The organism is Paenibacillus sp. 453mf (assembly GCF_900116105.1).
In the GTDB taxonomy this organism is placed as follows: domain Bacteria; phylum Bacillota; class Bacilli; order Paenibacillales; family Paenibacillaceae; genus Paenibacillus; species Paenibacillus provencensis.
Map to the genome: position 1 here is coordinate 37048 of NZ_FPAC01000001.1, position 13727 is coordinate 50774.

General features: G+C 46.3%; 12 protein-coding genes. All 12 read left to right on the forward strand.

The window, feature by feature from the left end; translation table 11 throughout:
* Positions 1-183 precede the first annotated feature (183 nt).
* The 12 genes from BM415_RS00185 (at position 184) to BM415_RS00240 (ending at position 13551) form a co-directional block, all read left to right on the forward strand.
* Positions 184-2091 carry a PAS domain S-box protein gene (locus tag BM415_RS00185; RefSeq protein ID WP_091153328.1) on the forward strand — a complete coding sequence of 636 codons (1908 nt, stop codon included), beginning with the start codon at positions 184-186 and terminating at the stop codon, positions 2089-2091.
* 12 nt (positions 2092-2103) lie between these two features.
* Positions 2104-2991, forward strand: a complete 888-nt coding sequence (locus tag BM415_RS00190; protein WP_091153330.1) for a helix-turn-helix transcriptional regulator — start codon at positions 2104-2106, stop codon at positions 2989-2991.
* 166 nt (positions 2992-3157) lie between these two features.
* Positions 3158-4663, forward strand: a complete 1506-nt coding sequence (locus BM415_RS00195; RefSeq protein WP_091153332.1) for an alpha-glucosidase/alpha-galactosidase — start codon at positions 3158-3160, stop codon at positions 4661-4663.
* 573 nt (positions 4664-5236) lie between these two features.
* The gene (locus tag BM415_RS00200) at positions 5237-5671 is read left to right on the forward strand and encodes a helix-turn-helix domain-containing protein (protein ID WP_091153334.1); all 435 of its coding nucleotides are present in this window, start codon (positions 5237-5239) and stop codon (positions 5669-5671) included.
* A gap of 159 nt (positions 5672-5830) precedes the next feature.
* The gene (locus tag BM415_RS24880; protein ID WP_170862320.1) at positions 5831-5995 is read left to right on the forward strand and encodes a hypothetical protein; all 165 of its coding nucleotides are present in this window, start codon (positions 5831-5833) and stop codon (positions 5993-5995) included.
* A gap of 25 nt (positions 5996-6020) precedes the next feature.
* Positions 6021-7379, forward strand: coding sequence for a peptidoglycan-binding protein (locus BM415_RS25315; RefSeq protein WP_091153335.1), 1359 nt, complete (start codon positions 6021-6023; stop codon positions 7377-7379).
* 145 nt (positions 7380-7524) lie between these two features.
* Entirely contained in the window at positions 7525-8406 is an 882-nt protein-coding gene (locus BM415_RS00210; protein ID WP_091153337.1) for a metallophosphoesterase family protein, read from the forward strand.
* Positions 8363-9067, forward strand: coding sequence for a glycerol-3-phosphate responsive antiterminator (locus BM415_RS00215; protein ID WP_244533099.1), 705 nt, complete (start codon positions 8363-8365; stop codon positions 9065-9067). Before BM415_RS00210 ends, BM415_RS00215 begins: the two co-directional genes overlap by 44 nt.
* 227 nt (positions 9068-9294) lie before the next feature.
* Positions 9295-10623, forward strand: a complete 1329-nt coding sequence (locus BM415_RS00225) for an ABC transporter substrate-binding protein (RefSeq protein ID WP_091153340.1) — start codon at positions 9295-9297, stop codon at positions 10621-10623.
* Positions 10624-10640: 17 nt separating this feature from the next.
* Entirely contained in the window at positions 10641-11744 is a 1104-nt protein-coding gene (locus tag BM415_RS00230; RefSeq protein ID WP_091153342.1) for an ABC transporter ATP-binding protein, read from the forward strand.
* A gap of 1 nt (position 11745) precedes the next feature.
* On the forward strand, positions 11746-12624 hold the full coding sequence (locus BM415_RS00235; protein WP_052512246.1) for a carbohydrate ABC transporter permease: 879 nt from the start codon (positions 11746-11748) through the stop codon (positions 12622-12624).
* A gap of 108 nt (positions 12625-12732) precedes the next feature.
* Complete coding sequence (locus tag BM415_RS00240) at positions 12733-13551, forward strand: carbohydrate ABC transporter permease (protein WP_091158938.1); 819 nt, start codon at positions 12733-12735, stop codon at positions 13549-13551.
* Positions 13552-13727: the final 176 nt, after the last annotated feature.

Sequence of the window (13727 nt, forward strand, 5' to 3'; positions counted from 1 at the left end):
CAGCAGCAGCGAGGTAGTGTTGTGTAAGTTCGTGTGACTCAGGATGGCGGTTTCGCTTGAATAGCGAAGCCGCTATTTTGCATTCCAGAAATTAGAAGTCGTAAATTTTGTCAATTTTCTAAAAATCGACCTCCTCCTACGCTGACACCTCATGTATAATATTTGAACGAGGAGGGGCGATAAATGAGTGATATTCAACAATTTGATCAGCAAGCCATAGCAAAACATATTTATAATCATGCACCGGTAGGCATCGCTCTAGTATCGACCCAGGGTAAGTTGATTCATGCGAATGAGGCTGCCTGCCACATTCTAGGTTATGCGCTGGAGGAGCTCATGTCCCTTCCAGCCATAGATTACATTTTGTCCGAAGCGATTCATCCATCAACGTTACTGGAAAGGGTTTCGACTTCAATTCAATTTGAGAAGGAATATCTGCACAGAAACGGAAATTTGGTATGGGCCAGTGTCCATGTGTCTTTGGTGCTTGATGAAACATCAGCGGAACCAATCTATTTCATTGCACATCTTATAGATATTACTGCAAATAAAATAGCAGAGTTAAAGCTGAATGAAAGTGTGGAAAGATACACTTCACTGAAAAAATATAATCACGATGCCATCATTTCATTTGGCCTGGATGGCAACATTATTAATGGCAATCAAATGACAGAAACATTGACGGGTTATAAAATTGCGGAATTGATCGGGACAAGGATTGCCAGGCTGATTGACGAAAAAGTACTGGAAAATCTGAAATCAGATGAACTTGATCATTCTCTGATTGAAGAGGAGATTGATCATATCAAGCATAAGGATGGTCATCTCGTCGAGGTCCTTGCCTCCCTTGCTCCAATTATTATTCACAATAACAGAGTTGGCTTCTATCTGATTCTGAAAGATATCACCGAGCAAAGGCGGCTTCTAATTGAGAAAGAAACGGCTGAGAAAACGAATAAGGCAAAAAGCGAGTTCCTGGCGATGATGAGTCATGAGATTCGCACGCCGATGAACGGTGTAATCGGTATGACGGATTTGCTGCTTGAAACCGAGCTTGAATCGGAACAGCGCCAGTATGTTGAAATTATTAAACAGAGCGGCAGCACCTTGCTGAATATTATTAACGATATTTTGGATTTCTCCAAGATTGAGTCCGGCAAGATTGAGCTGGTTCATGAAGTCTTTAGTATGCGAACCACCTTGTCCGAGGCTTTCTATATTAATCAGCCTAGGGCCATCGAGAAAGGGATTGAAATCACCACATTCATAGCTTCGAACGTACCTGAGTATATATTTGGTGACGGGACCAAAGTAAGACAAATATTGATGAATTTACTGAGCAATGCGGTTAAATTTACGCCAAGCGGCAGTGTATCGGTAAGCGTTGGACAAGTCGAACAGACAGCGAGACATGTGAGGCTAAGGGTAGAGGTTGAGGATACGGGAATTGGCGTGTCCGCAGATAAGAGGCTAAGGTTATTTGATCCCTTCTACCAGGTTGATAATTATATGACTCGGAAGATCGAGGGTACTGGTCTTGGGCTTGCGATATGTAAGAAGCTGGTTGAGCTGATGGAGGGAGAAATTTGGTATGAACCGAGACCGGATGGTCCGGGGTCCAAATTCATATTTACGGCGAACTTTAGACTTCAGCCTCCTTCTGTGGGTCAGTGGACTGATCAGAAACATCAGGATTATGAAACTTCTGTCGAACCACTTAAGATTTTAGTGGCTGAGGATAACGAGGTGAATCAGCTGGTGTTCATTAAGATGATGGACAGGCTGGGATATCGTGTAACGGTTGTGCCAAACGGAGAACAGGCAGTCCAGGCTTGTAAAGAGCAGGATTACGATATGGTGTTTATGGATGTCCAGATGCCTGTAGTGGATGGCCTGATGGCAACAAGAATGATTCGCCAAGAGAAGCCTGGTAATCGGGGGCCATACATCATCGCCGTCACGGCACATGCAATTCATGGGGATCGTAATAAATATTTGGAGCTTGGAATGGATGACTATGTGAGCAAGCCGCTCAGCATGACTGCTGTTTCAGCTGTGATTCAAAAATATTTTGCACAGCGAAAGGGCTAAGGAGGAACTGTGATGCGAGGCAGCTTTTTTCATCATGAGCTTTCTCCTTCCGAGGCAGGCCCTGGCTTTTACGCCTATTATTATAAACAGTGGCAGAATTATAAAATGGAATATCATGAGCATCGCTGGACAGAGATCATGTATATGATCCAAGGAACAGGTGCAATTGATGTTATGGGCGATGACGGCAGCACTGAGAGGATCGTTCTGCGTAGAGGTGAATTTATTGTTCTCGATGAGGGAGTTCCTCATCGATTAATTGTGGAGCAGGCGGCTCCCTGCCGAATGCTGAATGTAGAATTCGGTTTCCAGCCGTATTCGGGGCCATTCTCTCTTGGACATATAGCAAGGGAGGAGCAGGAGGTCGCTGTGTTTCTGGCACGTCCGTTCAGACATCTTGTGTTATCTGACCCGGAAGAAGTCTATTATGTGCTGAAGAGTCTCGTGCTGGAACTGGACCGGCAGGATACTGTAAACACCAGCTTCATGATTGAGCTTCTATTTAGCCAGCTGCTGGTGCGGATCGCAAGGCTGAGGATTGCTGCTGAAGGCAGTGAGCCGCTTGCGGATGGATACATTACCAAGAGTATCCAATACATGCATCAAAATGTTGACCAGCGGCTTCAAGTTAAGGATGTAGCTGGATTTGTTAATCTGCATCCGGGCTATTTGCACCGAATTTTTAAGAAACATACAGATCAAACACTAACCGAATATTTGACCAAAGTTCGGATGGATAAGGCGAAGATGCTGCTGTCCCAAACTGAAATCCCGGTTCAGGATATTCCGGATTATGTAGGCATTAGCAGTCGTCAATATTTTCACACCTTGTTTAAGAAGCATACAGGCTTAACGCCCGTTAAATATCGGGAGCTTGGTGAAAGAAAGTCCTGGGACTAGAGAAGAAGAGGTCTTGTGATCTCTTCTTTTTTGTGTTCACAGGTGAGGATTTTATACATTCAGCAGATGAAAAAGTCACGATATTGGTAACGCTTCCTGAATAGATATTGCTACAATGGCGAGGTAAGTATCAAAGATCTCAATATTGAAGGGTGATGAGAAGCAGATGTCTTTTAAAGTGGCATTTATCGGTGCTGGAAGTATTGGATTTACTCGGGGACTATTACGTGACTTGCTGACCGTACCGGAGTTTAGCGATATTGAAATTTCGTTTACAGATATTAGTCAACATAATCTGGATATGGTAACAGAGCTGTGTCAACGTGACATTCGGGAAAATGGTCTGTCCATCGAGATTAAAGCGACCACGGATCGACGTGAAGCGCTGAAGGACGCGAAATATGTCATTTGTACAATTCGTGTCGGAGGACTGGAGGCTTTTGCGACGGATGTCGATATTCCGCTGAAATATGGTGTCGATCAATGCGTAGGAGATACGCTGAGTGCAGGCGGCATCATGTATGGACAGCGCGGAATTGCTGAAATGATGAATATTTGTAAGGATATCCGCGAGGTATGCGCGGAGGATGTACTGCTGCTCAACTACTCCAATCCGATGGCGATGCTGACCTGGGCCTGCAACAAATACGGCGGCGTAGATACAGTAGGCTTATGTCATGGCGTGCAGCATGGACACCATCAAATCGCTCAGGTATACGGACTTGAGATGAAGGAAGTCGATATCGTCTGTGCCGGAATCAACCACCAGACCTGGTATATCAAAGCAAGCCATGAAGGCAAGGATTTGACCTCAGGTCTGCTTGAAGCGTTCGAGAAGCATCCGGAATTCAGTCGTACAGAAAAAGTGAGAATTGATATGCTGCGCCGGTTCGGTTATTACAGTACAGAATCGAATGGTCATCTTAGCGAATATGTGCCTTGGTACCGCAAGCGTCCGGATGAAATCCAGGAATGGATTGATCTGGGCAGCTGGATTAATGGTGAAACCGGCGGATATCTTCGTGTATGTACGGAGGGCAGAAACTGGTTCGAGACGGACTTCCCGAATTGGATGAAGGAGGCGCCGAACCAATTTGTGCCGGAGAAACGTGGACAGGAGCATGGTTCCTATATCATTGAGAGTTTGGAGACAGGCAGAGTGTACCGGGGACACTTTAACCGAGTTAATAACGGTGTTATTTCCAACCTCCCGAATGACGCAATTATCGAGGCCCCAGGCTATGTAGATCGGAACGGAATCTCGATGCCGCATGTCGGGGATCTCCCACTTGGACCGGCAGCGGTATGCAATGTGAGCATATCCGTACAGCGGCTTGCAGTCGAAGCGGCCATTCATGGAGATGATCAGCTGCTCCGCCAAGCGTTTATGATGGACCCGCTCGTAGGAGCGGTCTGCAATCCGAAGGAAATATGGCAAATGGTTGATGAAATGCTGGTCGCTGGAGAGACGTGGCTTCCACAATATACAGAAGCCATTGCTTCTGCCAAGGAACGGCTTGCTTCAGGCAACCTGATTCCAACCCGGGATTATCAAGGGGCTGCAAGGCTTAAAGTGAAGACCATTGAGGAAATGCAGCAGGATCGTGAAGCTGCGAATAAAAATGCAGGTGAATCCGACAAAGGCAAGGACCGCGAGAAAATTGAAAGTTGAAAAAAATTTCTCAGTTGAATCCATCAATTTCATAACTCATAGGGCAATACAGCGAATGCTGTCGTTGCTCTTTTTTTAATTAATCCAGCATGGCGTTAAAAAGCAGCTGAGAAAAATCGATATATAAACTATACAAAAATAAAACGAGCTGTTAAATTAAGGATAAATGCATATTGGAGGAGAAAATGATGGCAAAAAGTATGGATATGGTCGTAATGTTTAGTTATTTATGTTTTCTCCTGCTAGGAGTACTGCTCAAAGAAATACCTTATTCGTTAAGACGAAGATCGTAAGCAGCAATCACCATACATAACGTGAGAGCTTGTCCCTAAGCGGGGACAGGCTTTTTTCAATCCGATCATTATTGACCACTTGTTTATTCTGCCATATAATTATTAACAAAAATGTTAAGATATACGAAGCTGGATGTGAAGCTATAAACTCTTGATAAAGTAAGAAATGGTATTAGAAATTAATCGATTTACGTATATTCTGGGCATATCAAGCAATACATATTTATATGATCTGCTGAAAAAAGCATCACAAGTATGAGGAGTAAAGGAATGAGTGTAAATGATCAAGACTGAAACCGCTTACCGAAGAGCTTTGGAAAAAATGAAGGATCATAAGGCTTATATCGCTAATGAGAAGCTGCGTTATCAGAGCATCGGCATGAGCAAAGAACAGACAGACCTGGCCCTTCGCCCGCTGTTGTCTTTTAAAGAGGAGCTGGCCGAAGAGATTTATGACTATGAAATGATCAAGAAGGGATCATTTGGTCCGCTGGAGAGCATAACGGATCTCGGAAAGAATCTAATTGCATACCGGATCTTTATGAATATATCGCAAGCTGAGCTTGCCAAGAGATTAGGTGTGTCCGAGGCACAGGTATCAAGGGATGAGCGCAATGAATACAGCGGAGCCACAACAGAGAAGATTCAGTCCGTCATGAATGTCATGGGACTAAGAACAACGATCAAGATTGAAACTAGCGTAATGCAAGTATAGGTTAGGGAACGCGAACAGGCAAATCTCCATTTATTTGGATGATTTGCCTGTTTTATTTTTATATCCGAAGCGAGTTAGAAGTAATGCAGGTTGTAATTTCATAAATAAAAACTCCTTTATAGATGAGCAGTACATTTTGAGAAGAAAGGAGCTATTGCGATGAGTGAAGCAAATAAGCAGTCGGTAGAACAAAGTGCAAATGAGGAGGTTGTGCTTCCTCTTGATCCAGCTGAATGGGGAGATGTGATATCGGATTTGGAAGAAGAGCTTCCCCAAGACCCTAATGTCGTGTTAATGGATATTGATGCAATTTATGAACTGTAAGCATAACAAATGAGGAGGGGTTAGAATGTCTTTAAGAATGAATATGGTGAACACTGCCATTTCACAAGTGGGTACACTAGAAGGAGCTAATAACAATAATAAATATGGTGTTTGGTTCGGAATGAATAATGTTGCCTGGTGTGCAATTTTTGTTAGTTGGTGCGCTACGAATTCAGGTAACATGAATTTTGATGGTGGGCGTCCGTTGTTTGCAAGAAGTGCATCAGTAAGGGAACATCGCTGGTTTCATGAAGCTTTTGGTGAATACTTAGGGAAATCGGAGTTTATCGATTATATTGGCTACGATCAGAAGAGAATTGCTAGAGCAACAGGCTGCCTTATTTTTTTTAGTGGAGACTCTCACATCGGCATTGTGGAGAGGTACGATCCATCCAGCGGGACTGTTGTAACTATAGAAGGCAATACGTACCTGCCTTCCAAAGGTCAGAATTATCAAGGTGTGTTTAGAAGATATCGGAGAATGACGGATTCAAATATCGTAGGCTTTGCTATTCCTTATTACGAAAATTATGAGACAGAGTATGGAGGAAGTGAAGGCTCGGGAGCATCTGTTAAGCCACAGATGCCGCCTTATGGGAACAGCGGTGGGGCAGGTTCTGTTGCCTTCCCCGGCAGCCGATATTTCTACCTTGGAGCGAACAATAATTACGTTACGCTGCTAGGTAAAATGTTGATTCATGCAGGCTATGGAAGCTACTATCAAGTCGGAGCAGGTCCGCGTTTTACAGAAGCAGATCGTAATGCATGTGCAGCTTTTCAACGGGCACAAGGCTGGAGTGGAAGTGATGCAGACGGCTACCCTGGCCCGTCAACCTGGTCCCTTCTTACAGCTGCATATGCAGGTGGAGCCGGAACTATAAGCTGGCCGCCTGCATTCCCCGGCACATCCTACTTCAGGGCAGGAGCTTCAAATGCATATGTGACACAGCTCGGTGTTCAGTTAGTGAAAGCAGGATATGGAAGGCATTATACTGTAGGCCCGGGACCTACTTGGGGTGAAGCCGACAGATTAAATTGTCAGGAATTTCAACAAGCCCAGGGGTGGAGCGGCAGTGACGCGGATGGCTATCCAGGCCCCACTACGTGGCAGCGGTTATTTGAAATTGTAGGAAGCAATCCGAATGTTTCCGCATTTCCGGGGACACATTTTTTTGGAAATGGAGCAAACAACGAGTACGTTACTGCAATGGGGAAACGGTTGATTGCAAAGGGGTACGAAGAGTATTACGTTGTCGGGGCTGGCCCTAAATGGAGCGATGCAGACCGAAATGCCTGCGCAGCGTTTCAGCGCGCTCAAGGCTGGAGTGGAAGTGATGCGGACGGGATTCCGGGTCCATCGACTTGGAGCAGGCTCTTCGCCTGAATTTATAACTTACACTAAAAGGCGCCGTTATGGCGTCTTTTTAATGAACTGAATATTTTACATAAACAGCTATTGGATGTGACTTCCAGATAACATTTTCTTCCTATACTTGACCTAACCAAACGCATAAGGAGAGTGTTAGAACATGAAGCTGGCGATCCTGGGAGATTTGCATTACCACGAAGCCGACGAGAGTACTAAGGCGTGGGTAACGGCAAGAGATGCGTTTTATAAAAAAATGCTGCACCATTTCATGAGCGCTGAAGCGGATATGCATATATCGCTGGGTGATCTTACGAACTTTGGTACAGAGAGAGAGATCAATGAAGTATATGACATTATAGAACAATATGACGCAAGCTTCTTCCACGTACTTGGCAATCATGATACATATTCCCAGACCAAGAGGGATTTGCTCACTTTGACGGGACAAGCCCGTTATCAAGCACTCACGATGGGCAACGCGATTCTTGTGTTTCTGGATACGACAAGAGAGATGGATCTGACCAACTGGGGGGGCTGGATGGATGATGAGCAGCTGAGCTGGTTTGAGAATGTCATCGTCAGCTCAGGAACGAAGCCGTTACTGGTATTCGCTCACCATCCGATTCATTTGACGACAACAGGCTCAGACCGGGATAAGGGCTCGATTGACCCATCGATCGATATGTGGCGGATCTTAAGCAAGAAACAGGGAACGGCAGTATATTTTAATGGACATACACATGTTGATTCTATCACCAAACAAAATAATTGGACGTTTGTTCAGCTGTCTGCATGCCTGGACGAGCATGCATTCCGGATGGTGGAACTGGGAGAGGACTATATCGACGTCACGGCAGTAGACATTGAAGATGCTGAGCTTCCTAAGCAGCTCCCGGAAATCCATCTTCATATGAAGCATTTCTCTCCGTCCGTCAATGCAAGAGGAACAGAGCTCGAAAGAGGCTGCCGTGTGATGCTGACGGGTGGACAGGCTGCATTTGCATCTGCAGACACAGCAGCTCCTGGTCAAGGTCATGTCTAAAGAGCAGCCAAGCGCCATCAAGCAGCCTTTTGTAAAGAAGAGCCTGACAAGCACAAGGACAAGAGCTTCGGTCAGCACGCTGCTTGAGAGGCTCGAAACTTATAGAAATGTGGCTTCCATTCGAGATGTCAGACAGCTGGAGACAGCACTTGAGCATAAAGATCGTTTAAGCTGTGTCTTCCTGCTGACAGGAAGCATCGGGGTCATTAAGGGCTATGTAGATCTGTTTCGCAAGCACGAAATTCCGGTGTTCGTTCATGTTGAGAAGATCGGGGGCTTGTCCTATGATCAGCCGGGGCTGGATTACCTCGCCAATGCGATTAAACCGGATGGAATCATCACGACGAAGATTCAGGTTGTCAAGAAGGCACAGAAGCTTGGCCTGATGACGATTCAGCGCTTTTTCCTCATCGATTCGGAAGGGCTTGATAACATTGCCCAGTCGCTGGATCAGGCACAGCCCGATGTCATTGAGATCATGCCGGCTCGTATTCCCGAAGTGCTCGGTAAAGTGAGGTCAATGACGGAGCTGCCCATTATCTCAGGAGGACTGCTTACCGAGCGCAGACATGCCAAGGAATGCCTCAAGTATGGGGCAACCGCCGTTTCCTCGTCGAGCAGCTCCATGTGGAAGGAAGTCTTTAACTTAACTCATGTTTAACAATTACAACTAATGCTGTTAACAAAGAAGAGATAAGCTAAGTGCAGGATGAAAAGACAAAGAGTCAAGCATCCACTTATAAATAGACAAGTAAATAGCCAGTGGGTTGGAGTGATGGAGAAACCTGAACAGACCAAAGAGGCCTTGTATAGAGCCTTGGATGGTTTCGTTCAGGTTTCTTTTGTCATGTCTAAGAGCGGCTTAAAACTATTAGGAGGAAATAGAAAATGAAAAGTAATAAAAGACGCGGTTTCTTATCACTTATGCTGGGGATGGCGGTTATGCTGTCCGCCTGCGGCGGTGAATCCGGAGGAAGCTCAGTGACGAATGCGGGGGCAGGCTCGGCAAGTGAAAGTGAAGGGACAGGAGAGAAGATTCAGATTAAATACTGGTACGCCTTCGGAGATAAGATAGAAGAGGCGAAGCAGGAGCTGGTCAAACGCTTCAATGAATCCCAGGATGAGATCGAGGTTATCGCCGAATACCAAGGAAATTATGACGATCTGCATGCCAAGGTTCAGGCTGCATTTGCAGCAGGGGATGCACCTGCGGTGTCCGACTTGGAAATTGCCTCGACCGCTACATTTGCCAGATATGGGATGATTCAAGAGCTCGGTCCTTTGGCGGAGCAGGATGCTGAGGAAGTGCAAATGGATGATTTTAACCCGGGTCTTATGGGAAATGCATATGTAGACGATAAGCTGTACGGACTGCCCTTCATGCGCAGTACACCGATCATGTATATGAATGTAACTGTGCTTGAAGAAGCGGGCCTTGATCCTGCCGGACCAAAGAACTGGCAAGAATTTGAGGAGTACGGACGTACGCTCAAGGAAAAAGGAATCTCGCTGATGACCATGCCGGTTGATATTTGGTTCTATGAAGGACTTGTTGCCCAATCCGGTGGACAAATCCTAACTGAAGACGGCAAATCCGTACTGTTTAATTCTCCAGAAGGTGTAGAACCGGTGGAATTCTGGAAGAAGCTTGCAAGCGAAGGCTTGATCAAAATCCCGGTTGGGGATGAGGCAGGAGCGACGGCAGACAAGGACTGGGCTAATCAGACTTCGGCGTTCAAATTCGGTTCTACCGCAGGTGTAGCAGGTGCAATTGATATTTCGGAAGGTAATAATTTTGAGTTCGATACTGCCTTTATGCCCGCCAATAAATCCTATGGTGTTCCGACAGGTGGCTGTCAGCTCGTGATGACGTCCAAGCTCACGGAGGAAGAGCAGGCTGCAGCATGGGAGTTCATCAAATTTATGACAACGACAGAGAGTACAATTTATCAAAGTGAGCATGTAGGATACCTGCCAACTCGTCTGTCTGCTCTGGAAACAGAAGAAATGCAGTCCCTGTACAAAGAATATCCGCAATATAAGGTAGCTGTGGACCAGCTCGAATATGCAAGACCTCGTCCAATGGAGACTGCTTATCCGGAAGTTGCACAAATCATGAAGAGCGCGATTGAAAAAACGATTCTTGATGCCAATGTGACGCCTCAGCAGGCACTTGATGAAGCGGCTGAGAAAGCAAACGCGCTGCTCAGCAAATAAACGGGAGGTGGCTCTAAATGGGCAGAATCGAGCTGAAGGGAATCAGCAAATTTTTCAAAGAAGAAGAGGTTATCAAGGATTTGGATTTGACGATTCGGGACGGTTCCTTCACCGTCCTCGTCGGACCCTCGGGCTGCGGTAAATCAACGACCCTGCGTATGATTGCAGGTCTTGATGAGCAGACAAAGGGAGAGATCTGGATCGATGATATGTGTGTCAACGGAGTTGCTCCAGGCAATCGTGATGTGGCTATGGTATTTCAGAATTATGCCTTGTACCCGACAATGAACGTGTACGACAATATTGAGTTTGGACTCGTTAACCGGAAGGTGCCGAAGAAGGAACGGGAGAAGCTTATCAAGGACATCGCTGAGATCGTAGGTCTCAGTGATTACATGAAAAAGAAGCCGGAGATGCTGTCCGGCGGGCAGAGACAGCGGGTAGCGTTAGCACGTGCCATGGTCAAGAAGCCGCAGGTGTTTATACTGGATGAGCCGCTCTCTAACCTCGACGCGAAGCTGCGCCACCAGATGCGGACAGAGCTGATTCAGCTGCACAAACGGCTCGGCACTACCTTTGTATATGTCACTCACGACCAGGTGGAAGCCATGTCTATGGGGGATGAGATCGTCATCATGAACAAAGGGGTCATTCAGCAGGCAGCATCACCTATGACGCTGTACAACGATCCGGCGAATGTGTTTGCAGCCCAGTTCATTGGAACTCCAGCCATGAACGTGCTTCCGTACAAGGGGTTTAAGCTTCATTCGACGCAAGGGAAATCACAGGATATAGCCAGCTTTGGCTTCCGTCCGGAGCATGCCCTCTTGAATCCACAGGATTCATCAGAAGGTCTTCGCCTGGATGGAGAGGTTATGACCCGGGAAAGTCTCGGTGCAGAGAATATCTATCAGATTCAATCTCCATTCGGGATGTTCTCGATCAAGACCTTTCTAGAGCCGCTTGTTCCGGATAACATAGTCAGCATCACAGTTCCGTATGAGCGCCTGTACTATTTTAATACCGAAGGTCAAAGACTGAAGCAGTATGAAATCAGGCAAGGGCATGAAGGAAGTAAACCGAATGCTCCTGAATTGATCTCGATCGGTGGAGGGCTGTAGCATGACGTCTCGTTTATGGGAGAAGCTTAGACCTTATGGAATGATATCTCCATCCCTAGTGATCTTTGGTGTGTTCTTTATTTATCCGATCTTTTATATGATCTATCTTAGTTTTTTTGATTGGAATTTTGTCAGTCCAACGAAGAATTATGTAGGCTTGCAAAATTTTTCAGACCTTTTGTCGGATTCAGAGTTTATGCAGGTGCTCCTGAATACGACAATTTACACCTTTGCAACTGTGGCCCTGACACTCAGCTTCTCGCTGTTGATCGCGTTGTGGCTTAACCGCTCGGGGCTGTTCTATGGGTTTGTTCAAGGAGCGATCTTCAGCCCGCATATCATTTCTTTGGTATCGATCTCTCTTCTGTGGAGCTGGCTGATGGATCCGGAATACGGGCTGCTCAACTGGGTTATCGGACTGTTTGGAATGGCGCCGCTGGATTGGTTGTCGCACCCGGATACCTCTCTCATGTCACTCATTCTGGTGGCCGTTTGGAAAGGTATCGGCTTCAATACACTTGTCTTTATCGCAGGACTTCAGAGCATTCCGCCAAGCATCTATGAAGCCGCGGCACTTGATCGATCCAAGCCGCTGCGCACCTTCTGGAAGCTGACACTGCCCATGCTGTCGCCGACGCTTTTTTTCCTGGCGATTATGAGCATGATCGGTTCGTTCCAGGTGTTTGAAACGATTGCGATTATGACGCAAGGCGGTCCGGTGAATTCGACGAATACACTTGTCTATTACATCTATGAATATGGCTTCCGCTTCTTCAAGATCGGTTACGCTTCTGCGGCGGGTGTCATTCTGCTTATCATTGTCGGCCTGCTTACCATCATTTATTTCCGTATGTTATCAAGACGGGTCCATTACCGGTAAGCATGAGGAAGGAGAGGAAATGAAGTGAATGCAATAGATCCTACAGCTAGAGCGAGTGAGACCGCTCAAGGAACGGGCAGACAGCAGAGCTGGAGTGGGCTGGGCGCAATGAACAGCGTCCTGAAGATCGTCAACGTCATCGGCTTGCTGATCCTGGTTCTGATCTTCGCACTGCCATTTGCGTGGATGATCTCAACATCGCTTAAAACACTGCCCGAAACAATGATCTTTCCTCCGGATTGGATACCAAATAATCCGCAGTGGCAAAACTTTAGCCAGGCCTGGAACTCAGGTCCGTTTCTCCATTATTTTATGAACAGCGTATTGATCGCTGTCGGGATCTTGATCCTGCAAATGCTGACGATTATCCCTGCTGCCTATGCTTTTGCGAGATTTCAGTTCAAGGGATCTGGAATTTTGTTCGGACTTGTTATGGTTACCTTGATGATTCCATCCCAGCTGATCTTTCTGCCCGTATATTTGCAGCTCAGCTCCTGGAACATGCTGAATACCCATCTGGGCCTGATTCTGCCTTTTGCCTCCAGTGCTTTTGGCATCTTCCTGCTCCGGCAGTCCTTTAAGCAGGTTCCCGAAGAGCTGATCGAAGCGGCCAGGCTGGACAAGGCCAAAGAGTGGAAGATTATGTGGAAGCTGATGATTCCGATGGCGCGCCCAGCACTAATCACCATTGCTCTGTTCAGCTTTATCAGTCATTGGAATGACTATTTCTGGCCGCTTGTCATGACGACGAATGAAACGGCAAGAACCCTGCCGCTCGGGATTGCGAAGATTCGTCAGACCGAGGGAGTCGCTACTTGGAATATTCTCATGGCAGCCAATCTTATTCTTGTTCTGCCGATCCTCGTCGTCTTCTTCTTCGCACAGCGTTCGATCATCAAGGCGTTTGTGTACAATGGTGTGAAGTAGCTTGCAAGCACTTGAAGTAAAATCAATAAAGAACAGTCCGGCTGAAGAGCCGGGCTTTTTTTTTGTGAGGATGCTGCATTCTTCGGTATTACATGAGTTATTTGTTGGGATATATGCAAAATACGCGTGCAAGTGTGTTATTTTCGGCTCATATGTTATTTTTGCTCTGATCTTCT